The sequence below is a fragment of the Agrobacterium larrymoorei genome, from assembly GCF_005145045.1.
GTDB classification, from domain to species: Bacteria; Pseudomonadota; Alphaproteobacteria; order Rhizobiales; family Rhizobiaceae; genus Agrobacterium; species Agrobacterium larrymoorei.
Window position 1 is genome coordinate 130,548 of sequence record NZ_CP039694.1, and the last position, 23,996, is coordinate 154,543.

Here is a 23,996-nt window from a genome sequence, read left to right on the forward strand (position 1 = left end):
TTCCGAATGAAGTTTTGCACGTGATCGAATAGAAATAGCATGAAATGCGGGGAAGCCGTGTGTAACTTACCACAACTATTCAGCCCGACTGGCCAAGAGTTTCTAGATATGGCGATTTCCGCTCCGCAGCCTGGAAGTGCACCGCTCAAGACGTTTGCAACGACGCAGGCAAAAATCCTGATCGTTGAAGATGACAGTGACATTGCCAGCATGCTGGTGGATCTGGTCAGGGGCAACGGCTTCGAGGCCGCTTCCGTCGCAAACGGGATCGAGATGGCCAAGCTCCTTGCTCGTCACAGCTTTGATCTGATCCTTCTGGACGCCATGTTGCCTGGCGAGGACGGCTTCAGCATCTGCAGGCGCCTGCGGTCGTCTGGAAAGACACCGATCCTTATGTTGACGGCTCTTCGCGAGGATATCGATCGGATTCTTGGTCTGGAACTGGGCGCTGACGACTATGTCACCAAGCCGTTCAATTCGCGAGAGTTGATGGCGCGTATAAGAAATATCCTGCGGCGAGCTGCCGATCACGATCAGCCCAAGGCCGAACTTGAGGCGATGACATTCTCGGGGTGGCGGATCGATCCAAAAAGTCGCCAGCTGTTCGATGCAGAAGGGGCACAGGTCTCCATGACCACAGCAGAATTTGATCTGCTATGGGCATTCTGCTGTAATCCTAACAAAGTTCTCACTCGCGAGCAGCTTCTGGCTATGACACATGCTGGATCCGCTGGCCCGATCGAACGCAGCATCGATGCCCATATCAGCCGTGTCCGGCAGAAGATCGAACCCAATCTAAAAGACCCGACATTTATCAAGACTGTGCGGCTGGGAGGATACCTGTTTGCTTCCAAGGTAGAGCGTCTTCCATGAAGGTGCTCCGCAGCGCCTCTATACGCAAGCAACTCCTGTTCCTTGCCATTCTTCTGGTCGTTCTTGTATCCGTCGTCGCGGCTGCGACGGAGCCCTTTATCTATGGGCGCCACGATAAGGGCATTGAGATCGGTTTGTTCGCTGGTCGGATCGAGAGTGTGCTCGAACAGTTTGCCCGAGGTCGGACTCTGGCGGAAGAGGAGGCGGCTCTGCGGTTCGCCGATCGGATGGGCGTGATGGCGCGCCGCGCCAATCCCTCCCAGGCGGCAGTGTCATATGAAACAGGCGCGCCAAACCCAGATATTCTGCGGCAGGTCAAAGATCTTATCAACGATGGTATTTTTACATCAATCCGAAACGCCGTTTCAGGAGACCAGCCAGCGATTCTAACTGTGAAAGTTGACGACGCCAAGGCTCTGTCTTTCGCCATGCCGGAGTTTCCGGCACATGTCTGGCTGGTGCCAGCCATGGCGAGCGGAATCTTGAAGATCGTCATTCCCCTTATTCTCCTTGCTTTGCTTGGTAGTTGGTTGATCACGGAGCCCCTTGTCCGGTTCGCCAATGCCGCGCAACGCGTCAGCATGGACGATCACTCCGAAGAGCCCTTCAAGGCACAAGGGGCATCCGAAATCCGAAGCCTGGCAGCGTCGCTCAACATTATGCAAGACCGGATCCAGACCATGCTGCGAGAGCGGACGAGGGTCCTTCGGGCAATAAGCCATGACCTCAGGACGCCGCTCACTCGGCTGCGTATGAGGATCGATCGAACGAACGAACCTGAACTGAAGGAAATGATGCTTGCCGATGTAACGATGCTGTCGTCGCTGATCGATGCCAGCCTAAGCTTCCTCGACAACAAATTCGAGCCGGCCCGCAATGTGGATCTCTCAAGCTTGCTCCAAACGATTTCCGACGATTTCGCCGACACGGGGGTAAGTAGTCGTTTCATCGGTCCGCGCCGACTAAAGTTCGTTTGCATTCCGCAAGGCCTGACGCGCGCCATTTCCAACTTGATCGATAATGCATCTCGGTACGCTGAACATATCGAGATTGAACTTGAAGACCGCCGCGACAGTGTCGTCATCACAGTCTCAGATGATGGGCCTGGTCTGCCCGATAAACTGAAGCTGAAGGTTCTGGAGCCGTTCTTCAAAGCCGATGAATCGCGACAGACGGGCGCGAAGAGTGGAGGCTTCGGACTGGGGCTCTCCATCGCCCAGGGGATCGTCTCGATAGGCCACAAGGGCCTGTTCACGCTGAAGGATCGCCAACCAAATGGACTTGTCGTCGAGATCGTTCTGCCGAAGGGGAAGACGGTCCAGTCTGAAAATGGCCAGCAGATAAAACGCCGATCGTTTGAGGCCTCCCACAGGGCGTGAATATTTCCCAACATTTCTGAAAACACAGCGGCGTCACCGTCAGCTATTGCTCATTCAGCCGTATTCGCCGCATGGCGCCATGATCTGCTGGAGCAAACCCATTGAATATTTTTTCCAAGGCTACCGTCTGCATTGTCTTTGCCAGCACGCTTGCCAGTTGCACCACACCCGCCCCAACCGCCTATGCTGGGCTCGCATCGGCCGGTTACCTTAGGGCTAATCCAAGTGACCGCAGCGGTCGTACGCCGTACCGTTATGACAATGGCGCGAAATGGGGACAGTACGATAAGGTCATGGTCGATGCTGTGACTGTCTACCGCGGGCCGGACCACCAGTTCGGCAAATTGAGCGAAGAGGACAAACTCGCGCTTGCGAGCTACATGCAATCCCAGTTCACCCAGAAGCTGCAAGCACGATTTTCACTCGTCAGCTCGGCCGGGCTTGGAACGCTGCGAGTGCATCTGACGCTTACGGGGGCAAAGACCACCACGCCTGTCCTCGGCCCGTTATCGCATCTTGATGTCGGAGGCGGTGTCTACAACGCGGTTCAAGCGGCACGCGACAAGGAGGGATCGATGACCGGCTCCGTGACCTACGCGGTCGAGGTATATGACGCGGCGACCGGCTCGCTTCTGTCCGCCTACGTCTCCAAGCAGTATCCCAACGCAATGAATGTCGGCGCAAGCTTCGGTGCTTTCAAGGCCTCCCAGGTGGCGATTGACAAGGGAGCCGACGCACTTCTGGCGAAACTGCGTCAGTAAGAACGGCCGCAACATATCGCAATAACAAACGACACACAGCAACAGGGGCTGAGTGCATGATGTCGTCTCGCATCGCCTCGTTGCCGTAAGGACCGAACCCGATTGCAGCACCGAATATGAGCCAGATCGCCTTCAATCCTGGAGATTTCATGAGACGTCATTTCATCGTGTTGAGTGCGGCCATTGCTTTAAGCGTGATCGCCGCGCTACCTGCCTTTTCGCAGGTCGTCATCTATGACGGCCAACCTTCGGATCCCTATTCCGTTGACGGAAATACGGAATCCGACTTTCTCCATGCTTGGAACCGCCATCATGACGTCGAAAGACGTTGGTCGGGCCAACGGTCAAGTTATGGACCGAACGATGTCATCACCTTGCTCCAGGATCGGGGCTACAAAGTGAGGAATGTTGAGGATGTCGGTGAACGTTATCTGGTCAAGGCAACTCGCGGCGGCGACAACCTGCTCGTCAGCGTATCGAAGTCAGGCGACATTATGGGTGTCGTCCACGATCGGTATTGAGACACGTCATTTTAGGCACCGCGATTAAACCAGTGTATCTGGAAGACGCTCTTTGCGAGGTCGATACCGACTGTGGCAAGTGCTGACATGGATCGCCCCTCTGCTGCGGAAAATAACACCCGAACCATCCACACCATCAATTGTGGCCGATCCCTGGCAGGCTGTAACATCTTTCAACATAACATGACCCAACTCAACAATCAGGTCTGCCATACCTTGGACAAGGCGGTGCACTTATCGCGCCGATGACACGAATGCCGGGGACCGCCCGCCGGCAGCAGTCTCTGGGGGATTGGTCATATGCCCTCCTTCAAACTGGAGGTCTACTTGTTCAGGACGCCGTACAGTCATCGGCAATGCTTTTGGCCAGGTGCAAGTTCTGTGCTGGATGGGGAAGTCTGAACCCCGAGGTTTCCCCATCGCCCACAAAAGGATTCCGCAGTCTGTGGGGGCAAATCCCTTGGTGGCGCCCTTGCGGATGCGCCTTCGTTCAAAATCGCCGATCCGATTTTCCAGCTTACACACCTCTAAGACGGGATGGTCTCTTGCTTCTGATAGCCCTTCACAATCGCTCCCGGATCGAGCCTCTTCTGCAGTCTGAAGCTGCCGAATGCGGACTTGCCTGCCTTGTGATGGTGGCGGGCTATCACGGTCACCGCGTGACGCTGTCCGAACTGAGGCGACGCCATGCCGTGTCTTCGAAGGGCACGACGCTGAAGAGCCTCATCTCGGTTGCCGACGATCTCGGCTTTACCAGCCGGCCCCTGAAGCTGGAGATGGAGGACATCAGCAAGCTGAAGATGCCCTGCATCCTGCACTGGGACATGTCGCATTATGTCGTGCTGAGCCGGGTAAAGCCAAGCCGGATCGAGGTTCATGACCCAGCGAGCGGCCAGCGGCTGCTGTCCTATGCGGAAGCATCCAGGCATTTTACCGGCGTGGCGCTGGAGCTGACGCCGGCCGCAACCTTCCGCAAGCGAAACGTAGTCGAGCGGGTGCGCCTGGCTGATCTGTGGTCGAGGAGCGCCGGCTTTATTCCGAGCCTGCTGCAGATCCTGGCCCTCTCCGCCCTGCTGCAGTTCTTTGCCCTGCTATCGCCGCTCGTCAACCAGATGATCGTCGACGAGGCGATATCCAAGGGCGATCTCAGTTTTTTGAACGTGATCGTTATCGGCGCCGGATTGCTACTGCTGATCCAGAGCGCGACGACACTGTTACGCGGTTACGTGCAGATGCATTTCAGCACCCTTTTGACTTTCCAGATGCGCGGCAACCTGTTGCGTCATGCACTGCGGCTGCCGGTGCCGTGGTTCGAGAAGCGGCGTCTCGGCGATATCCTGTCTCGTTTCAACTCCCTGCAGCCGGTGCAGGACCTTCTGACAGGCGGCCTCGTCTCTGGCGCTCTGGACGGGCTCATGGCCATCATCACAGTGGCGGTGATGCTGATCTATGCACCATATCTGGCAAGCGTAGTGCTGGTATCGCTGGCGCTCGTCGTGTGCGTCCGGCTCAGCACCTTCCCTTGGCTGCGGAGCCTGACCAATGAGGGCATCCAATATCAGGCCAAGGTGGATGGAGTTTTTCTCGAAACCATCCGGGGTGCGAGAGCCTTCAAGCTGTTTGGCCGGGAGCTGGAGCGCCACGGTGTCTGGCAGAACGCCTATGCCGACAGCATCAACAACAATGTGCGCCTCCAGAAAGTCAGCCTCAAAGGAACGGCCGGACTCTCCTTCCTGACGGGAGCGGAGATGCTGCTGGTGTTCTATCTGGGCGCCGGTGCCATCATCCGCGGAGAGATGACGCTTGGCATGCTGCTGGCGTTCCTGTCCTATCGCAGCCAGTTCAGCACCGCGGCCCTGTCGCTCGTCGATCAATACTTCAAGCTCCGCATGACGGGCCTGCATCTGGAGCGCCTGGCCGATGCCGTGCACCAGGACCCTGAGCCGGAGCTAGATGCGCACGCACGCAAGGATCGTCCGCTCGCCGGTGCGCTCGACGTTCGCAATCTTTCCTTCCGCTATGCCGAGCGCGAAGCCTGGGTGCTGAAGGATGTGTCGCTGACCATCGAGCCGGGGCAGTCCGTGGTGTTTGTCGGGCCTTCGGGTGGTGGCAAATCCACACTTCTGAAGCTGCTGATTGGCCTCTATCCGCCGAGTGAAGGTGAAGTGCTTGTCGACGGTCTGCCGTTTAGCGCCCTGGGGATGCGGGCTTACCGCGCACAGATCGCCGTGGTGATGCAGGACGACCAACTCTTCGCCGGCACGATCGCCGACAATATCGCCTTCTTCGATCCCGACATGGATCTGGCGCGCGTCGAAGCGGTTGCCGGGCTTGTCGGCCTTCACGACGAAATCCTGCGCATGCCGATGGGCTACATGACCCTGGTCGGCGATCTCGGATCGACTCTGTCGGGCGGTCAGCAACAGCGCGCGCTGCTGGCGCGGGCGCTCTACCGAAACCCCTCGATATTGTTCCTCGACGAGGGGACGGCCAATCTCGACGTTCTTGCCGAACGCCGCGTCATGCAGGCGCTGAGCAGGCTCGGCCTTACCCGGGTGATGGTGGCTCACCGCCCCGGAGCCATTGAGGGCGCGGCGCGCGTCTTCGCCGTGGAGAACGGGCATGTGCGCGAGGTGATGCGCGATGTGCCGACACAGCCGTTGCAGGTGGTGCCATGAGCGAGACATTGTTCCGCACTGAAGCCATCGAACACCGCCGTCGACTCCGTGGCGATGTGATGATCGCGCAGCCGGTGAGCCATGGGGTGATGACGGCGATCCTCGGCGTATTCGTGGTCGTCGGTGCGACCTATCTCATCACCGGCACCTATGCCCGGAAAGAGACCGTGCAGGGCTACATCGCCCCAACCGGCGGCCTGGCACAGCTCTACGCCGCCAAAGGCGGTATCGTCACGAGGGTGCTCGTCCATGAAGGGGACGTAGTGACCCATGGGCAGCCAATGGTGGAATTATCACTGGAAACAACCGGCGCCGACGGGCAGGTCGGTGAGAAGCTGCGCTCAGAAACGCAAGCCCGTATCCAGTCGATCGACACCCAGATCACGGCAGCGAAAGCACGGTTCGACGAAGAGGGGCGGCGTCTGTCGGCGCGCGTGGATGGGCTCGGCGGAGAGCTGGCGAGCCAGGAACAGCGTCTGGAATCGGAACGCCGTCTGCAGGCCCTGCAAACCGACGATGCCGGCCGTTATGGGCAGCTACAGATCAAGGGCAGCGGCACGCGCTTCGAGCTGTCGCGTCGGCAGCAGCAGATCCTTGCTCAGGAAAGCGTCATCCACGAGCTGGAGCGGCAAAAGGAACAGCGGCAAGGCGACCTCAACTATGCCCGGTCGCAACTGGCAGGCCTGCCAGCGGAGCGGGATGACAAGCTGGCGCAGTTGCAGGGTCTTCGCAGCGAACTAGAGCAATCCATGGCGCAATTGGAGGTCAACCGCGCCTATGTCATGGTCGCACCGGTGGCCGGCCGGGTAGCTGCATTGCAGGCGCAGCCGGGGCAGACGGCCACGGCGCAATCGCCGCTGGCCGCGCTGGTGCCGGCCGGCAGCAATCTCGAAGCCAACCTGCTGGTGCCGCCGCGCGCGGCCGGCCTGATCCAGCCCGGACAGGGGGTTCGACTCAGGGTCGACGCTTTCCCATACCAGCGGTTCGGTGTGGTGTCGGGCCATGTCGTGCAGGTATCCCGAGCTACCTATCGCGAGGGTGAGCTTCTGGCTCCCATTGCATTCAAAGATCCCGTCTATCGCGTGACCGTCAGCTTGGAGCGCACCAGCATCGCCGCCTATGGCGAAGAGCGCCCGCTGACCCCCGGTATGACCCTAATCGGCGATATCATAACGGATCGCCGACACTTCACCGACTGGGTATTGGACCCTCTAAAGGCCATAGGTAGCCGGTGACGACAAGAAGAGGGAAGGACCATTCAGGTCAATCCCTCAAACCTAACCTAACCTAACAGGAGACTAACATGAGCAATATCACTGAAATCAACACCGACATGCTCGATCTCGTCAGCGGTGGCGCTTCCACGGTCGCTTCGACGGTCACCATCGGCGCCGACGGCGCGGTCAGCGGCAACTACACTTTCGGCAGTCGCTCGGGCATTTTCTCGGCAACTTTGCCGGCAGAAGTCGTTCAGAGGGCCGGCACGTTCTCGTTTAGCAACGCCTCCGGCTCCTTCAGCTTTGAAAACACATTCGCGGCCTGATCCGGTTTCGTTGAATAGTTCCGGCAGCTGATACCCAGCTGCCGGGATACGGCGCAATATCGATTTCCTCACTAGGCATTTTTTCCGCTTTTCGTGAGCGGTAGAAAAACTCGCCGAAAAAAGTCGCTGCGCTGAGTGTGCTCTGATGTCCGCTGTCAATAATTTGGGACCAGTTAAACCGCTCGCCCGAACGATCGGGTGAGTACGGAGAGCGCACATTCGTGGAGGCGGGACTCTTGGACGTTGGTGATCAAGCGCTGATACGCGGGTTGGACACCGGGCCTTTCCGATTTGCGTCCGGGCTATCCCTGTCTTAGTGCGGACGCCGGTCGGCAGACCTCTTTACTGAAGTGCCTAACGCCCACATAACGCATACGACAGATATTTTTCTCAGCGTTGCATTTGTAATTCAAAAATCAGCATGGTCGGGAGAAACTAGATTAGGCTCATTTCTATCCAATACAGATCGCCGATATGGAGAAGAGAAATATGGGACGCGAAGATATTCCGGAAACATCCGCTCAGCAGAGTGGGTGGAAGCGACTCAATGCGGATTCCATCAGAAGGATTTCGGATTTCCTGATCGAACGTGATCCGCGACAAACCGTTGAAAATCTAACAACGTTGAGATCGTTAGATAAAAACACGAAAAGCGCTTATGACAGCAGCAGCGAAGTTCTCGACGCCCTGAGCAGGGCCGCAGTCCTCGTGGAAAGGATATATCTATGCTCCATTCCAGAAGGTGGATTCGATCGAGAGTTCAACAGAGAAGAGATAGGGACTAAAGCAAGCGCTGGCACACGAATTGAAGCGATCGAAGGAACTCTTGATTTGCTTTCGGAGCGCCGCAAATCAGAGTTGGTAACCCATGTACTGAGCCTACAAGATGGTTATCAGCAAGCGTCTGCTATAGAAGCATTTGCACCCAGTGTTAATAAGCTCACCCCGACACAAAAGGGTCGAATAATCGACAAAGCGTTCGACTACGCTTCAAATTATTCTGCGCGGGGAGATGCGATTTTGATTCGCGCCGGCGTTCAAGCTCTTAGTTATGCGCATGACGATTTAAATCCTCAACAGCGTAGGCACCTACAACAAATTGTTAATTACAATCTAATGCCTGAGCAATGGGTTATTATAAAGGACATAACCGAGGGACGGTCTGACTACATTGCCAGCGAGGGCCAGTCGATGGACGAGGATTTCGCTGTGAGTGGAGCTATCAGTCTTCGAGAGAAAATGTCTGTCATCGAAAGCCGCGTTGAGAAAGTGTTTGAAAACGACGCCAGCGAGTTTCGTACCATGCGCCAGTTGAGTAGCGTTCAGTTCGTCATGGCAAACGTCTTGAACAGCGTCTACGAAAGGCGAGCACAGCTTAATGATCGCGAAAGTACGAGAGGTTCCGGCCCATGTTTGTGACGGTTAGATACAGCAAAAGATCTTTCCAGCGACGGCCGGCTTCGATGATCCTTTCCTCCTCGAGGCCGTCGGCGGTCCCTGGGGCTATGAAGAGTTCCGCGAGGCTCTTTCCGACGTCAACATTGAGCAACATCGAGAACTCCTCGAATGGTGGGCAAGTTCAGACTACGACCCCTCCCAGGTCGATGCCATAAATCTCGGCAAAAACGTTGAGGCTCTGGCTGCGAAATGGAAGCGCAGATCGCGCAAAAAAGCCTGACACTGCGGTCCTCCGACGAATGCTTACCTCGTTTGGGTGGTAACCTTACAAGAACATCAGATCCCCTCGGGAAATACGGTCGTCTGGCGGGCCTCAGCGGGCTGACAGATAATCGCCTCGGAACCGAAATCGCAGCGAAACTCACATGTGGGTAATTGCAAGCTGGCCGAGGCCGGGGGACTTTATGATTTTGGCTCATCAGCGATGATGCCTCTTTTCCGGAACACATTACCCGTCGAGAAGGATTGGAGAATGCCGCCTTCCCAAGGACCGCGCGTTGCCAAGGAATTCCTGCAGACGCTAGATGCCACGATCGGTGAACAGTGAGCGCGATGAACGCCGACCTTTCTTTTTCTGACCAAGGCCCCGATATATATTCCTTCATCGACAGAAGCAGTATGGTTGGAGGTCGTGCTGATGCCATGTGACCCGAGACCCTGAACTTCCTCCAAAGTTTGGTAGAGTCCGTCACAATGAGGAGACGGACGAATGAAGCGTTCACGGTTCACGGAACAACAGATCATCGGGATATTGAAGGAGCAGGAGGCGGGCGCCACCGGGTCAATCACCGCTATTCCAGCGCCGGCAATCTTGATCTCAATTCGACCGGGCAACGGGGAGATATTCGACGCCGGATTCTCGCGAGGGGTTAGCTCTCTAGCCGTCGTCATTGGCACAAACATAGCTTGCTGCGCGCAGGCTCTCTGGATTGTGTTGATGACTGCAATAGTACTCAGACTGTGTATCATTGGATTACAATGAGGTGCTCAAATTTAGGCGATCAATCTCAATCGGCTTGCTTATTTCGTTGCCGTGCTAGACGAGGCCTTGTTCATGCGTGCTGCGGAGCAGTTCGACATCACCAAGTCAGCGAGCAAGTACTTTGGCTGGAGGCAGACCTGCGGACGACCCACCGCGTCGAGCCAACCGAAGCGGGCCGGTTTCTGCACGCGCGGTCCGTCATCATTCTTCGCGAAGCCGAGGATGCGTTCGGAGAGGTCGCCGAGGTCACTGCCAGTTCGACTGGGACACTTTGTTGATCCCGCAAGTTTGCAAGGGTGCGTTTCAACAATCCAAGCAAGCACCTCAATTTTCATGATGTCCTACTCACGATCTTCCAAATGAATTACTCCGATCACGTGGTTTCAACGATACATTTCTACCGGGTGCCGGTTCCAAAGCGTTCTGCTGCTGCCATCCCAGTTGCACGACTGCCGCCAACGGAAGCGCTCGTTCAGTGCCCTCAGCCAATCTCTGGCTGAGTTCATTGAAACCCCCTTGTTCATTTCTGACCAAGATTCGGTCGGCGGAGATCGTGCCAGGGATACGCCGCCCACCTTCCTGCAGCGGGAACTTCTCGCCAGCGATAAATGTCTTACCATTTCCTACATCAACCAGAACCATAGGCAAATCCGGTATCGTCCGTGTAGCAAGAATATAGGGCAACTTCGCCTCCATCAACGCTTCCCTGATGAGATCGCTTTTTTCTCGTTCTGATCGCGCTTGCAGTGAAGCAGGTGTCTCATAATTCCTATTGCTCTTCGCCAGGATCAAAACATTCAATTTTCGTCGGTCACGCATAACGGTCGGATACTTGACAGGATCGCGAGCCATCTGATTGTATTCCTCTATGGGTCTGAAGACATGCTTTGAAACCTCTACCAAGAATTTGGGGCGATCTGGCTTTACAGGTCGATGATCTCCGCCCGGAGCAACACCGGCCGCAACTCTTTCCTCATAGGGGCCGTTTCTCGGCCGCTTAAAATTGCCAGTGCCGTCGCCTATGTAGACTGTGCCGGAGCAACCAGAAGCATCTTTTTCAGCGTTTGATTTTTTAATGGCTTTTTCAAAAGTCGTAACGCTCGCCTCTTTGAGAGAAAAAGCCACCGATTTCAATTGCTCCAAAAAGCCTCGTTCAAATGTTTGTTCTTCGAACTCATCGCGTTTACTTTTATGCTTAATTATAAATTCCACATCATGCGATATATTACGTATGAACATTTCTGAAAATTCTTTCAGATAGTCAGAACGTAGTTGATGAGCTCCCAGGCTGCTGTGCTCTCTCAGACCCAATGCGACGTTCGACCTGTAGCGGGCTACCGGAACGCAGGCTGATTCTGGGTGCTGAGAGAATGTCCTGCTCTGAGCAAGTTTATCCCAAACGCTTGCAACCCATGCCTGTTGTTTCGTATGCAATGGTCGATTTCGAACATTTAGCAGAACACGTAAAGCGTCAGGTCGCTGCTTCCATTTCGTACTCCCGTTGTTTTCCGCAACTAGCTCATTCTCGAAAATTGTCGTGCCGTCCCGGCTGACGATCGCGATTTTGTCGAAAAGTTTCTTCTTTTCGACCTCAAAGGCGACTCGTGGCCATACTGAATAGTAATGATTATGTGTCTCAGCATCCGGCAATACAGTGGATGCTAAAAAACGCTTTTCCAGTGCCTTCTCGAAACGGTCGTGAATTGCTGTGAAGCTTGTGATCCTGTCGGTCGCGACAATATTAAGTTCTGTTTTATATCCATTCGAACGCGCGTGATCTAGAAATAGACGGTACTGATGGGGCGGGTAGCACGATTCCAATATTATGTGTGATCGCCTTTGCACACTGCGATAAAACAAGCCATCATACCACTCTGTAGTCGCCAGAGAATTTCCATCCCTTAGCGCATGCGACCCTTTCAGCAAGGCAGCATTGTTGCCAGGGATGTATGCATTGAGATCGTCAGCAATTATTACTTGTGTCGCCTGCTCGCCAAATCTGCCACTAATCTGACGAATGATTGTGCTTTTCCCGGCACCAGGTTGACCGCTCACCACGGCAAAAGTTGGTTCTGCGATGGGCTCTCCATTTGCGCCGATTGCTGGAAGGATCTCAGTCTCGAATATCTCCCTACGCCGCGTTGAGGACAGTGATAGGGCGCTCCCAATGTCGAAATCATCCGTCATTGCCGCGCACCTCTTCGAATTTGCAGAGCCAAGGGTCAACGGAGATTTCGATAAATTGCGTCAACTCCTCAGCGAGTTTGGCTGCCTGGACGGCATTTCCGTTGAGACCCTCCAATCGTCGAGAAAACTCGATGCGTTTAATGTTGGCCGAAGCGTACCAATTCGCGAATTCTTCAAAGCGCTCATGATCGCCATATTTGAAAGTAATCAACCTCGAAGTGAGCAGGCCTACCAAATCGTAAACGTCGTTGACGATCTCAAATCCAGGTTGCTGACGACTGTGCTCTGAGGGGGTTAGCTCGGCATCTGTCCGAGAATCCAAATTCGGAGCCATGGGTCTTTCTCCTGTGTAAAAAGTAATTTGCACGCTACTGCTTCAAAGATCCGTCCTTATTGCAATCGAATACGTAATCGTTGCATTTATAATCGGCCGTGAACAAAAACAAAATTGATCGATAAGCAATCCGCCTTGCGAAGGGCCGCTCTCGACGCCTGATATCACTGCGACTGCCAAGGCTGGAGATGATTCATTCGAGCGGCGCATTTGCTGATTTCGACAAAGCACTAGATGTCTCTCTCCACTGGGCCTTTGGAACTAAATGCACTGTGTGGTGTACAATCCGGCTCCGGCTACCTTGCACGCTTAGTTGGGAATAGAAGGTTTTCGGGAAGCCGCCAAGCGGAACCCGAATATGCGCTTCACGGCGCAGAGGCACCACATCACCCCGACGCTATTGGTGCAGATCGTCCACGTCCTTCGCAAGCATTCGGCGGGCATGGGCGCGCCTCACCAAGACTTTCTCAGAAGCATTGAACTGTTCGGCAAGGACTTTCTCCCGCAAGTGCGTAAAGCATTAGGAAGTTGATATTGGCGCTGGAATTTGCACACGGGGCCTGCATTGACCGGAATGCCTTGTTCACGACTGCAGCCTGATGACGCTTCGGAACAAGAAGAGTACGGGCACGGTTGCCGACGATTTCCCTCGCTTTATCTCCTCGGGGGAGAGAGTACCCGGGCGCACGCGTTGCGGTGTAGCTGGTACGAATTGTGCAGATTAAATTCTTTCCGAGAATTGACGTGTATCCCAGAACACCAATTGCCAGATCCATGTCTCGCAACGGTATCGTCCGCGTCGTTAGGCCATGACTTACAATATATGAAGCGGCCACCTTACATTGAGAGGAGCGCCAACCCTTTTATCCTCGCCGCGAGCTGAGCTTTCACAAATTCCCAACCCGCCCGGGATTAGCATCAGCGTCGGCAGCGGCGATGGCGGCCTCCATCCAGCCGATGGGCCTGCCTGCTGCCGTTGGCCACCACAGTTCCGTAGTTGCGCACGGAAGAAAGCGTCGTGGGGAAAAGGCACCGAACTCAATATCGTCATAGCGCACGATACTGATGTCTTCGGGTATCCGAATCCCTTTCAATCTGACCCGTGCGTTGCGCCGAGGGCGAACCTGTCGGAAGTGGCAAAAATGCCATCATCTGGGAATTGAGTGCTTGTGACCGAGAACCAATCCAAAGCGGCGTGGGCTTGAACTACTTGGGCGAGTGGCCCTCAGTCCTTACCCGTCGTCTTTTTCTTTCGAAGTGAAATTTTCATATTGCTGCAACGGATAAAAAAAGTCACAGCCGTAGGCAAAGTCCAAGAGCAACTGCTGAAAAAATGATCGTTTCACCGGAACGGTTGCTCCCTCGATCTCTGAAGCTGCTGGCGACCCTGATAATTGCGTGTCATCCGGTCTGGCTGGCTCTAGGTCCGAGCGCCTGATTGCAGTGTCTGGTTTCTTGTTCGGGTCCATGCTTCAGTCTCCTCGTGCAAGTTCTACCTCCTGTACAATCTCGTAAAGGCGGGATAACCGCTTGTCTGCCAAACCGTCCCAAGAGCGGTCACCGCCGATCCACGTCAAGGCCGCATCTAAACGATAACCTGCGATCCTAGTTCAACCACGCGGTTGGCTGGGAGGTGGAAATAGTCTGATGGTAGCGAGGCCGCATTCGCGAGGAGGATGTAGAGCCGGTCCTGCCAGTAGGGCATGCCCGAGTTGGCGTCCGGTACCACCTTTCGGCGGCCGAGATAGAAGGAGGTCGACATGATGTCGAACTTCAGTCCGGTCTGGCGTAACACTGCCAGATCCTGCGAGACGTTCTGCGATTCCATGAAGCCGAACAGCAGTTCGACGCGGGAAAAACGCTCGGAAATCTGCTCGACCTTGTAGCGGTCGTGGCTTGAGACGCGCGGTTTGTTGACCGTGCGGATCGTGAGGATGACGTTGCGATCGTGAAGCACATGGTTGTGCTTAAGATTGTGCAGCAAGGCGGCGGGGGCCGATTCCGGATCGCTGGTCAGGAAGATCGCGGTACCCGGAACTTGGGCAGGCGAATGTTCGCTCTTGCGCTCGATCGAGCTGACGAAGGAGGCGAGCGGAATATCGGTATGGCGGGTCTTTTCCATCAGTATCGTCGTGCCGCGACGCCAGGTCCACATGACGACGGTAAAGGCGGTGGCGATCATGATCGGGATATAGCCGCCGTCGTGGAACTTCAAAAGGTTGGCGCCGAGGAAGATCAGTTCCAGCACGACCAGCGGCGCGAGCGCGATCACCGCGACGGGAAGCGACCAGCTCCATCGGGCGCGGACGAATTCGAAGGCCATGATCGAGGTGACGACCATGGCACCGGTGACCGAAATGCCATAGGCGGTCGCCAGCGCGTCCGAAGTCTTGAAGCTTAAGACCAGAAAGATGACGCCGATGAACAGCAGGGCATTGACCGAAGGCACGAAGATCTGCCCGGTGTTGGTTTCCGAGGTGAAGAGGATTTTCATCCGCGGCAGGAAGCCGAGGTTGATGCTCTGACGCACCATCGAGAAGGCGCCGGTGATGACCGCCTGGCTGGCGATGATGGTCGCGGCGGTTGCTAGGATGACGACCGGCGGCAGCGCCCATTTCGGATACATCAGATAGAAGGGATCGGACATTGTAAACGGATTGCCAAGAACGAGCGCGCCCTGCCCGAGATAGTTCAGCGTTAGCGCCGGGAAAACCAGCAGGAACCAGGCCCACTGGATCGGGCGGCGGCCGAAATGGCCGAGATCGGCGTAGAGCGCCTCCGCCCCAGTCACCGTCAGGAAGACCGCGCCAAGCACAACGACGCCGTAAAAGCCCTCATGCAGCAGGAAGCTGACCGCAAAATAGGGATTGAAGGCGGCAAGGATGTCGTAATCATCCGAGATATGGGAAATGCCGGCGGCGGACATGACGAGGAACCAGAGGGCGGTTATCGGACCGAAGTACTTCGCGACGGTACCGGTACCTCGCGACTGCACGATGAAAAGGAGCGCCAGTACGAACACCGAAATCGGCACAATATATTCGGAGAGGCTCGGCGTGACGAGTTTCAGGCCCTCGACGGCCGAAAGGACGGAAAGCGCCGGCGTGATCATCGCATCGCCAAGGAAGAGGGCGGCACCCATCAGGCCGAGCAGCATCAGGATGGCGGTATGGCCGTTGGCGGTCTTCATCAGCAGGGCAAGCAGAGACAACGTGCCGCCCTCGCCGTCGTTGTCGGCGCGCAGCAGGAAGAGCACGTATTTGATGGTGACAATGATCGTCAGCACCCAGATCATCAGCGAAATCAGGCTGATGACTTCAAAACGGGTGACGCCATCATGGGCAACTGGCTTCAGCGCTTCGCGAAAAGCATAGAGCGGGCTGGTGCCGATATCGCCGTAAACGACGCCGACGGAACCCAGCGTAAGATAGAACAGCCTTTTCGGCGTCGTCTGGGATTCGTTCGGATGACTCTCTTCGGACATGAAGTTGCAACAGGCTCCTCAGAGCCAGCCTCTTTTCCCGCATTACTTAAAGCGCCTAAACGTCAATGTGCATTCGGAGCCGGTTCGATCATTGATCGATCGACGGCTTCCACAAGCGTTCTTTGAGAACTTATCTCATGATCTCAACCGATTTGGAAAATCGAATTGAGCTTCATTTGTAATGCGCGAGAAGTTCTAGATCGCCCAATTAACTGGCGCCGTGGTCGGGCTTGACTTGGTCCTGCAGGGCGTTTTGCCGCAACTGCTGCGCTAGCTTTTATTGCTGATCCATGACGCTGCGCCAGGTCAACACGCCGAGCTAATCTGATCGACACGTCCCGTTCCGTCCGCTGAGGCGGCGATATTTTTGATTTCGTTTGTAACAAGCGACTTTGCATCGATTGAAATCGGCAGTGAGTTTAACGTAGAAATGGTGAAAGGTCCGACTTTGAGAAACAATTGGGTCACAATGCGATGTTTGTGCGTGCCGATATTCTTCCCCGCGTAAAACCTTCCGGCACCATCAGTGTCTCTGAGAAAGCCCGTGATCTGAAAGTAAAAGGCTGCGATGTGGCTATCCATGGAGCGGGCGAGCCGGATTTGGAGACGCCAGACAACATCAAAAAAGCGGCTGTCGGTGCCATAAAGAGTGGTGAAACAAAATACACGCCCATTTCAGGTATTCCGGCGAGGCGCAAGGCGATAGCCGACAAGTTCCAGCACGGAAACAACCTAGACTACAAGCCGGAGCAGACGATTGTCGACACGGGCGGCAAGCAGATCCGTTTCACGGCTTTCATGGTGCCCCAGAATCCGAGCGTTGAGGTGATCATTCCTACATCCTATCGGGACAGCTATCTGGAAATGGTTGCGATCGGCGGCGGGCACGCCCGTATTTGTCGACACCATGCTCGAGGACATTCTCGAGCTGGGGCAGGAGGCGCTGAAAAAGGCGATCACGCCGATCAGCAAGGGGTTCGTCTTCAACTCGCCCTCCGAACCCACGTGTGCGGAATGCAAATTCTACGTCTATCCCTCCTGCGCGCGCCTGACGGGCAAGACCGCGCTCTCCGGCAAAGTCGTCGAGACGGGCCGTTTCGTTTCCGCGCTTCAGGGAGCCGAAGGCGTTGCAGTCGTGCAGGGATCGACTTTTGGCCTCGGCCCGAGTTTGCGCATTTCCTATGCGTCGGAAGAATTGCTGGAAGAGGCGTGCAAGCGCATCAGCGTTTCTGCTCGAATTGCTCGTAAGAGCGTATCCCCCGGAGAATAATTGATGAATGGTAGAGTCTCTCAAAAATTGTCGCCAGAGTCGCAGCCTATGATATCGACGTTAGACCCAGATAACGTTAGTGTTGAGGACCTAGATCAGTTCGGCCACGCTATTTTTAAGGAATGGCGGCCAAAGCGGCCCTTTCTTCGCAGGCAGGACGGCGTACACCTGGTATTGAGGGCGGACGACGTATTTGGCTTAAGTAGTGACCAGCGTACCCGTCAGATAGAGACGGAGCTGATGCTCAATCGCGGCGTAAAGGAAGGAGCGGTCTTCGACTTCATTCGCTATAGCATGCTTTTCTCAAACAAAGAATCCCACAGCAGGCGCCGCTCTCCTTTTACTCGGACCTTCGCATTCCGGATGATTGAAAATTTACGTCCGCAAGTGAGACAATTGACGGAGATCCTTTTTAGAGATTTGACGGAGCTTGGATCCTTCAATTTCGTGGCGGAATATGCTTCAAAACTCCCAGCCGTTACGATAGCAAGCCTATTAGGCCTCCCGGCAAGCGATATTCCCTATTTTACTCAACTCGTCTACCGCGTAGCGCGTTGCCTGAGCCCTTCATGGCAAGACGCCGACTTTCCGGACATCGAAAAATCAGCGGCCGAGTTTAAGAACTACGTGCGAACGGTAATTGACGATCGTCGCACGGATCCACGTGATGACTTCCTATCATCCTACATAAGCGCGACGCGCGAAGCAGAAGATCTCTCAGCCGTTGAAGGCCTAACCCAGTTGATGCTTATCATCCTGGCTGGAACTGACACGACCAAAACCGGCCTCACTGCATTGACGGCACAGCTCTTGCAACATCGACAGGCATGGGAAGCACTGCTGAACGATGTTACTCTAGTGCCGGCCGCCGTCGAGGAGGGACTGCGCTTCGAGCCGCCAGTAGGATCCTACCCCCGGTCAACACTGGCAGATATCGATCTTGACGGCTTCATACTACCAAAAGGCACACCTCTCGCGCTTTGCACTATGTCCGCGCTAAGAGACGAAAAACACTATGCCCATCCTCAGCTTTTCGATATTCATCGCAAGCAAATGCGCTGGCATATGGTATTTGGCGCCGGTGAACATCGATGTCTTGGCGAAGCGCTGGCTCGTTTGGAATTGCAAGAAGGACTAGCCACGGTGCTGAGACATGCTCCCAATCTCTCAATTGAGGGCACATGCCCGGCGGTACAGGGTCATGGAGGGGTGCGCCGAATTGCCGAAATGCGAGTTGGGCTTTAAGGAGAATTGAACTGGATAGGCCTTTTCTCATTGGTTGATGGAAGGGAGCGCGTAGGAGCCGCCGCCATATTCTGGTCTGGCCAACGTGGTTTCCTCAGTCGGTCTTTCGTCCCCACAGAAGGCGCAATCATGGGAAACTGGGTCAGATCACGGATTGCCGTTATGTGAACGACGTTCGATACGTTGGAGCGCCTGTCAGAAGGAGAGGTGACCTCATGGTCTGGGATCGTTTATCACCTTCCCGAAGGGTTCTGCTCGACATCAAATCGTGGTACGTATTGGGATTGTTGATTTCAGCAATTTTTTTCGCGGTTCTGGCCATAGGGGCTTGGCAAGACAACGATAGCAATGAAGCGATCCTGACAGGGCTGCAATCGATCGACGTGGATTGCGCGATGTTGCAGCGGAACGTGTTGCGTGCCCATGCCGGCCTTCTTCGAAATTATCATCCTCTGATCGTTCCTTTGAAACGAGTGCGAACGAGCGTTGTAGATTTGCAGCGGCTTTTCAACCGAGCGGGCTTTCGCGGCGCCAGTGATTTTGCTGAATTGCTAGCGCAGTTGAAGATGTCAGTAGATGCGACCGACGCAGCCGTGGCAGCGTTCGGCGCGCAGAACGTGATGTTCGAGGATTCGTTGGCGACCTTTAATCAGTCGATAGCTTCGTTCCCCAGTTCCGTGCACACGAGAGATTTGAGTAAGTTTAACGTCTCTGAGTTGGGCTATCTGATGCTGCAGTTCTCGTCTCGGCCGGACTTTGACCTCGCACGACAGATCAACGAGCGTCTCGATCGGCTTCAGCTTTCGGCGGATGGGGATGAGGCCAGCGTCCAGGAGATTATCCGCAGTGGACGGATTATCCTGACCCTGCTGCCACGGTTGAACGACACGATTAGAGTGATTCAGACGTCTGAAACAGTCAACAACACGAAGAAGTTGCAGCAGGCGTACTTGCAAGCTTACAGCTCGACCACTGCCAGTGAACAGCGGGTACGCGTTTTCCTCGGCGCCGTTTCGTTTTTCTTTTCCTTTTGCATAATTTCTCTGGTTCATAGGCTGCATCTTCGAACCAAAGTGTTGACGAGGCAACTGGACTTCGAAGAAGTAATCAAAAGAATTGGTCTCTGCTTCGATGAGGCTTCAGAATCGAAACCGTCGTTGGAATCCTCAACGAACGCTGCGCTGGGAATTATTCAATCATTCTTCGAAGCTCATCAATGCGCGCTGGGGCTGATCAACGTCAATGAAAATGACATCGCCGAGACCTTTTTTGGAAACACTCCTCCGCAAGAATGGAACGGAAAGCGGGTGCGCGAAATTGTTTTGGAGGTCGAGGCCGAGGCGGCCGGACCTATTTATCGAGCCTATCCTCCACGAAAAACGAGTTGCTTTGGTGAGAGCTCTCCATTTCTGTGGGTGCTGCTTGCCTTCAAGGTTTCTGACCGAATAGTCTCTGTCTTTGGCCTGGGATTTGATCGAGAGCATCTTCAGGCGCCCACCTCTCGTGAGACTCAACTTATGGAGCTGGCGGCTGGATGTGTTAGCCACTATGCAGTCATTCGGCATAAGCAGTCCCAGCGAGATATTTTGGAACGTCGTCTGAAACATGCGGAACGGCTTGAAGCAGTCGGTACGCTTGCCGGCGGGATTGCGCACGAATTTAACAACATTTTGGGTGCAGTCTTAGGTTACGCGGAAATGGCACACAACCTTCTGCGCCGACGTACCCATGCCCGAGACTACATCGATCGCATAATTTCTGAAGGCAATCGAGCGGGATTGATTGTCAACCAGATCCTCGCCCTCAGTCGAAAGCGTGATCGAACAACAAAGCCATTCGATCTTTCGGAGTTGGTGAAAGTGATCGTGCCATCGTTACGCGTTGCGCTGCCTCCAGGCGTTGAACTCGATTTCAAATTTGATGGCGCTTCAATGGTCGTCGACGGGAACCCACTTGAGATCGAGCAGATACTGATGAATCTGTGCAAAAACTCTGCGGAGGCATGCTCAGGAACAGGGCGCGTGATGGTCAGCGCACGAAGGACAACTATGAAGAAGCGCAGGGTCCTCGCAAACGGCACCATTCCCACCGGCGAATATATCCTTCTTTCTGTTGAGGATAACGGCGCTGGCATAACAGCGGAGGCACTACCGCACATTTTCGAGCCTTTTTTCACTGGCCGCGCCCAGAGCGGCGGTACGGGACTGGGATTATCCACGGTTCACGGTCATGTTGGCGCGATGGCTGGTTACATCGATGTGGTATCAACCGTCGGCTTAGGGACGCGCTTCGACGTCTACTTGCCACTTTCGTTGAAGCAACCGGTAAAATCAGAGAATTTTTTTGAACCTGGAAGAATCCCGCAAGGGAAGGGCGAGATTGTCGCGATAGTTGAACCCAACTTAGCTACGCTGGAAATGTACGAGGAGAAGATCGCGGCGCTCGGCTATGAGCCAGTCGGCTTTGAAACGTTAAGCAGTTTAACCGACTGGATGTCGGAAGGTAAAGAAGCTGATCTTGTTCTAATTGATCAACCGTCTTTTCTAGATGGAGACGGTCCAGGATCCTTACCATCAAAGCTAGGAGGAGCCCCGATAATCATTATCGGCGAAAACCAGAAAAATATTCCCCTCTCTGTGGATCGGGCGGGATCTATCCACTTTTTGAAAAAGCCGATTTCAGCCAAGACGCTCGCCTATGTAGTTCGTGCGAATATCAGAACCGAAGGGGTAGGGTGGCTAAGGAAATTTGAACAGCAAGGATGAGTGACAACCTTGTTACGCGTATACTTTTTTGTCAATAAGGCAGCGTTTGCGGAAGACGATGTTCCCGGTAATGGCGGTTAGGGTGCCATTGGGCCTTTTTTGGATTTGTAGAGTTCGATCGAAGATTTCGATATTTTTCTGCCAGTTGTGTTTTAGTTCTGACCTGAGTTCCTAATCTTCGTAAGCGGCAAGCTGACTCCATCTGGTAGTTAGATCGTTCGCCTGTATTTCAGATAGACGGTTCACAAACTGTGAGCTTCAATGTCTGCGCCGAGCTTTGGAACCAGAAACTTCCATATGATCGAGGCCGTTGCGGAACGGCGTGAAGGTGCGCCGAAGCAGTTCCGGCGTCGTTGGGCCGATGAATTTGAAGAACGAGCAGTAGCTGAGGAGATAGAGCCTGGCCAAGCGTTTCAGCGATTACACATCGCATTGGCATTCATCCATCACAACTCTTTTGCTGGCGTCGTGATGCTCGCGCCGGACAAGGGGGCTCTTCGGCGGCTGGGGCTGTCGAGGCGGATTCGGGACCGGGTTGAGCGAGGGCCGTGATTGAGGTAGTTAGCTTCGGAGAAAGGGAAGTGCGACCTCGGCGAGCTGCGAGGCCGCAACCTTCACGTACACTGCCGACGTGTTGATGCTCCGGTGACCAAGAAGATCGGCGACCTCGTTGATTCGCCTTCTCTGCCCGACAAGCTGGTTGGCGAGGCTTTGGCGCAGAAGATGTGCACCGTCGACCCGGCCAAGTTTGACCCCGCCATGCCGTAATCGCTTCCTCACGATCCTTGAAAAAGGGCGCGGCAGACTTGAACCCTCCCACCGCGGAGTGAACGGCAGGAACAGATGCGGACTGTCCACCTTCCGTCGAGCGCGCAGAATGTAGTCAACGAGCGCCGCGCCGGTCTCCTCGAGGAGTGGCACCACCCGATCACGCTTGCCCTTGGTCCGCCGGATAAGACCTCGCCAGTACGCCAGTCGATATCTTGGAGCCGTATGGCACGTAACTCGCCGTTGCGACACCCGTGGTGGCGAGCAGCAGCAGATGCGCCAAACGCCAATACGGCGTTTCTCGAGACGATGCGGGCGAGATCTTGGTGATGGTGGCCAGCCCAATATAAGAACCGAAGAATATCCGAATGTGTGGGATCGCAGCCGTGCGGGTGCCGGAAGTCGCCGATAGCGACCGCCGATGCTCGACAGCAGCAAGCACGTGCTCAGCTGTCAACGCCTCAAGACTTTGGCCGGGGTGACGGTGGCGGAACCAATCCAGAAAGTCGCGGCCGCCCAGAAGAACGCCTTCGCGGTTATCCTCATCATGGATCAGGCAGGCTGGCACATGTCGAACAACCTTATCGTGCCTGCCATCATCATCATCTTGCCACTGCCGCCCAAATCGCCGGAGCTCAACCCCTTCAAAAACCTCTGGCGTTTCATGCGCGAAAATTGGCTATCAAACCGCGTGTACAAATCCTGCGACGACATCGTCGATCGTTGCCGCGATGCCCGACAGAACCTCGAAAGCCAGCCATGGTGCATCATGTCCATCGGCCGCAGAGAATGGGCCAATTTTCTTTCATCAGCGAGGCGGCGTACGAGTCCTATCTAAAGGGGCTCGAGCAGACGGAGTTTCCGATCACAAAATCGAATCGCTCTGCTTCAAATGAAACCGAGAAGAGGGATGATAAAATCGGGAAGTAACAGATCCCTCACATAATCGCGACTGGTAATGATCGAGTCATCTCATGGCTAGCCAGTATTAGTGCGGTATTGAGGGGAATAAAAGAATGCTGAGGACGGCGGGATCTTTTGGGATCATTCTTCTGATGATGCAGCCAAGCACAGCTGCGCCGCTATCTTTCGCCGAATTCAACCAGCTCGCTCGCGAATGCGCGCCTTCAGTCGCTCCGTTTACACTCGAAGCGATTGCGAAGGTCGAAAGCCAGTTTGATCCACTCGTACTTCATGACAATACAACCGGCGAAACTCTTCATTGCAGGACCCAAGCGGATGCTACGCAAAGCGTAGACCATCGTGTCTCCGCGGGCCATTCAGTTGATGTAGGCCTAATGCAAGTCAACTCCAAGAATTTCGCGACCTTGGGCCTAACTCCCGGCACTGCAATCGAGCCATGCGCATCTTTATCAGCGGCGGCGCACCTGCTCGTACGGCATTATCATGGCGGCAACACTGTCGAGTCGAAACAACTTGCCCTCAGGCGAGCAATCTCGGCTTACAATACCGGTAATCAGACTCGCGGCTTCGCCAACGGTTATGTGCGGAGAGTCGAAGTGGCGGCTCAGCAACTCGTGCCACCGCTCGCTCAGTCAGCGGAAAAATCCGAACGTGGTGAGCCAAGTTCAGAAGAACCCTGGAACGTCTGGGAGTCATATGAGCGCTCTCACTCGGCAAATGGAGCGGACGGTTCATCCGCGCCGCCGAAGACGCAGGAACTGAATGACCACGCGCCCTCCGAACAACATCAAGTTTTTCGAACTGAATGATGGAGATGCACTATA

The 23,996-nt window shown here is 55.0% G+C and carries 22 protein-coding genes and 2 pseudogenes; 18 read left to right on the forward strand and 6 right to left on the reverse strand.

Features of this window, described 5'->3' with window-relative positions:
- The first annotated feature begins 108 nt into the window (after positions 1–108).
- From CFBP5473_RS23560 to CFBP5473_RS25495, 10 genes and pseudogenes are all read left to right on the forward strand, one after another.
- Positions 109–873, forward strand: coding sequence for a response regulator (locus tag CFBP5473_RS23560; RefSeq protein WP_027676245.1), 765 nt, complete (start codon positions 109–111; stop codon positions 871–873).
- Positions 870–2,252 (forward strand): ATP-binding protein, encoded by a 1,383-nt coding sequence (locus CFBP5473_RS23565; protein ID WP_051441332.1) that lies wholly within the window; start codon positions 870–872, stop codon positions 2,250–2,252. Before CFBP5473_RS23560 ends, CFBP5473_RS23565 begins: the two co-directional genes overlap by 4 nt.
- Positions 2,253–2,353: 101 nt before the next feature.
- The gene (locus CFBP5473_RS23570) at positions 2,354–3,013 is read left to right on the forward strand and encodes a DUF3313 domain-containing protein (protein WP_027676244.1); all 660 of its coding nucleotides are present in this window, start codon (positions 2,354–2,356) and stop codon (positions 3,011–3,013) included.
- A gap of 116 nt (positions 3,014–3,129) precedes the next feature.
- Entirely contained in the window at positions 3,130–3,534 is a 405-nt protein-coding gene (locus tag CFBP5473_RS23575) for a hypothetical protein (protein WP_234881934.1), read from the forward strand.
- A 545-nt stretch (positions 3,535–4,079) separates the two neighbouring features.
- On the forward strand, positions 4,080–6,212 hold the full coding sequence (locus tag CFBP5473_RS23580) for a peptidase domain-containing ABC transporter (RefSeq protein WP_027676242.1): 2,133 nt from the start codon (positions 4,080–4,082) through the stop codon (positions 6,210–6,212).
- On the forward strand, positions 6,209–7,447 hold the full coding sequence (locus CFBP5473_RS23585; protein ID WP_027676241.1) for an HlyD family secretion protein: 1,239 nt from the start codon (positions 6,209–6,211) through the stop codon (positions 7,445–7,447). The genes CFBP5473_RS23580 and CFBP5473_RS23585 overlap by 4 nt, the downstream gene beginning before the upstream one ends.
- Before the next feature lie 68 nt (positions 7,448–7,515).
- Positions 7,516–7,755: a Blp family class II bacteriocin gene (locus CFBP5473_RS23590; RefSeq protein ID WP_027676240.1), complete on the forward strand. Its 240-nt coding sequence runs from the start codon at positions 7,516–7,518 to the stop codon at positions 7,753–7,755.
- A 489-nt stretch (positions 7,756–8,244) separates the two neighbouring features.
- Positions 8,245–9,174: a hypothetical protein gene (locus tag CFBP5473_RS23595; RefSeq protein WP_027676239.1), complete on the forward strand. Its 930-nt coding sequence runs from the start codon at positions 8,245–8,247 to the stop codon at positions 9,172–9,174.
- A gap of 121 nt (positions 9,175–9,295) precedes the next feature.
- Positions 9,296–9,433, forward strand: coding sequence for a hypothetical protein (locus CFBP5473_RS25795; protein ID WP_475361372.1), 138 nt, complete (start codon positions 9,296–9,298; stop codon positions 9,431–9,433).
- An 834-nt stretch (positions 9,434–10,267) separates the two neighbouring features.
- Positions 10,268–10,467: pseudogene (locus tag CFBP5473_RS25495) on the forward strand (LysR family transcriptional regulator); the annotation flags it as partial.
- A 73-nt stretch (positions 10,468–10,540) separates the two neighbouring features.
- On the opposite strand, the gene CFBP5473_RS23610 reads toward CFBP5473_RS25495, so the two are convergent.
- Together CFBP5473_RS23610 and CFBP5473_RS23615 are read right to left on the reverse strand one after the other, a co-directional pair.
- A complete protein-coding gene (locus CFBP5473_RS23610; RefSeq protein WP_027676236.1) occupies positions 10,541–12,382 on the reverse strand; it encodes a zeta toxin family protein in 1,842 nt (613 codons plus the stop codon).
- A complete protein-coding gene (locus CFBP5473_RS23615) occupies positions 12,372–12,716 on the reverse strand; it encodes a hypothetical protein (RefSeq protein WP_027676235.1) in 345 nt (114 codons plus the stop codon). Before CFBP5473_RS23615 ends, CFBP5473_RS23610 begins: the two co-directional genes overlap by 11 nt.
- Positions 12,717–13,074: 358 nt before the next feature.
- Here CFBP5473_RS23615 and CFBP5473_RS25185 point away from each other — a divergent pair, with 358 nt between their 5' ends.
- Complete coding sequence (locus tag CFBP5473_RS25185) at positions 13,075–13,248, forward strand: hypothetical protein (protein WP_169696919.1); 174 nt, start codon at positions 13,075–13,077, stop codon at positions 13,246–13,248.
- A 700-nt stretch (positions 13,249–13,948) separates the two neighbouring features.
- On the opposite strand, the gene CFBP5473_RS23620 is transcribed toward CFBP5473_RS25185, so the two are convergent.
- The 3 genes from CFBP5473_RS23620 to CFBP5473_RS25190 all read right to left on the reverse strand — a co-directional run bounded on the left by CFBP5473_RS23620 (position 13,949) and on the right by CFBP5473_RS25190 (position 16,782).
- On the reverse strand, positions 13,949–14,185 hold the full coding sequence (locus tag CFBP5473_RS23620) for a hypothetical protein (protein ID WP_027676234.1): 237 nt from the start codon (positions 14,183–14,185) through the stop codon (positions 13,949–13,951).
- Between the two features lie 116 nt (positions 14,186–14,301).
- Positions 14,302–16,200 carry a potassium transporter Kup gene (locus CFBP5473_RS23625; RefSeq protein ID WP_027676233.1) on the reverse strand — a complete coding sequence of 633 codons (1,899 nt, stop codon included), beginning with the start codon at positions 16,198–16,200 and terminating at the stop codon, positions 14,302–14,304.
- A gap of 306 nt (positions 16,201–16,506) precedes the next feature.
- Positions 16,507–16,782 (reverse strand): hypothetical protein, encoded by a 276-nt coding sequence (locus CFBP5473_RS25190; protein ID WP_027676232.1) that lies wholly within the window; start codon positions 16,780–16,782, stop codon positions 16,507–16,509.
- On the opposite strand from CFBP5473_RS25190, the pseudogene CFBP5473_RS23630 reads away from it, so the two are divergent.
- From CFBP5473_RS23630 to CFBP5473_RS25800, 4 genes and pseudogenes are all read left to right on the forward strand, one after another.
- Positions 16,675–17,448 (forward strand): annotated as a pseudogene (locus CFBP5473_RS23630) (aminotransferase class I/II-fold pyridoxal phosphate-dependent enzyme). The gene CFBP5473_RS25190 and the pseudogene CFBP5473_RS23630 sit on opposite strands and share 108 nt — an antisense overlap.
- A gap of 25 nt (positions 17,449–17,473) precedes the next feature.
- A complete protein-coding gene (locus CFBP5473_RS23635; RefSeq protein ID WP_234881935.1) occupies positions 17,474–18,715 on the forward strand; it encodes a cytochrome P450 in 1,242 nt (413 codons plus the stop codon).
- Between the two features lie 215 nt (positions 18,716–18,930).
- Positions 18,931–21,480 carry a two-component system VirA-like sensor kinase gene (locus tag CFBP5473_RS23640; protein ID WP_027676229.1) on the forward strand — a complete coding sequence of 850 codons (2,550 nt, stop codon included), beginning with the start codon at positions 18,931–18,933 and terminating at the stop codon, positions 21,478–21,480.
- 297 nt (positions 21,481–21,777) lie between these two features.
- Complete coding sequence (locus tag CFBP5473_RS25800) at positions 21,778–22,032, forward strand: hypothetical protein (RefSeq protein ID WP_234881936.1); 255 nt, start codon at positions 21,778–21,780, stop codon at positions 22,030–22,032.
- A gap of 9 nt (positions 22,033–22,041) precedes the next feature.
- Here CFBP5473_RS25800 and CFBP5473_RS23650 read toward each other — a convergent pair whose 3' ends face one another.
- A complete protein-coding gene (locus tag CFBP5473_RS23650; protein WP_328703252.1) occupies positions 22,042–22,404 on the reverse strand; it encodes a tyrosine-type recombinase/integrase in 363 nt (120 codons plus the stop codon).
- Between CFBP5473_RS23650 and CFBP5473_RS25505 the strand changes: the two genes are divergently transcribed.
- The 3 genes from CFBP5473_RS25505 to CFBP5473_RS23665 all read left to right on the forward strand — a co-directional run bounded on the left by CFBP5473_RS25505 (position 22,324) and on the right by CFBP5473_RS23665 (position 23,981).
- The gene (locus CFBP5473_RS25505; RefSeq protein WP_234881941.1) at positions 22,324–22,578 is read left to right on the forward strand and encodes a hypothetical protein; all 255 of its coding nucleotides are present in this window, start codon (positions 22,324–22,326) and stop codon (positions 22,576–22,578) included. The genes CFBP5473_RS23650 and CFBP5473_RS25505 overlap by 81 nt on opposite strands.
- A 91-nt stretch (positions 22,579–22,669) precedes the next feature.
- On the forward strand, positions 22,670–23,086 hold the full coding sequence (locus CFBP5473_RS23660; RefSeq protein ID WP_084631718.1) for a transposase: 417 nt from the start codon (positions 22,670–22,672) through the stop codon (positions 23,084–23,086).
- Between the two features lie 178 nt (positions 23,087–23,264).
- Positions 23,265–23,981, forward strand: coding sequence for a type IV secretion system lytic transglycosylase VirB1 (locus CFBP5473_RS23665; RefSeq protein WP_027676228.1), 717 nt, complete (start codon positions 23,265–23,267; stop codon positions 23,979–23,981).
- Positions 23,982–23,996 lie beyond the last annotated feature (15 nt).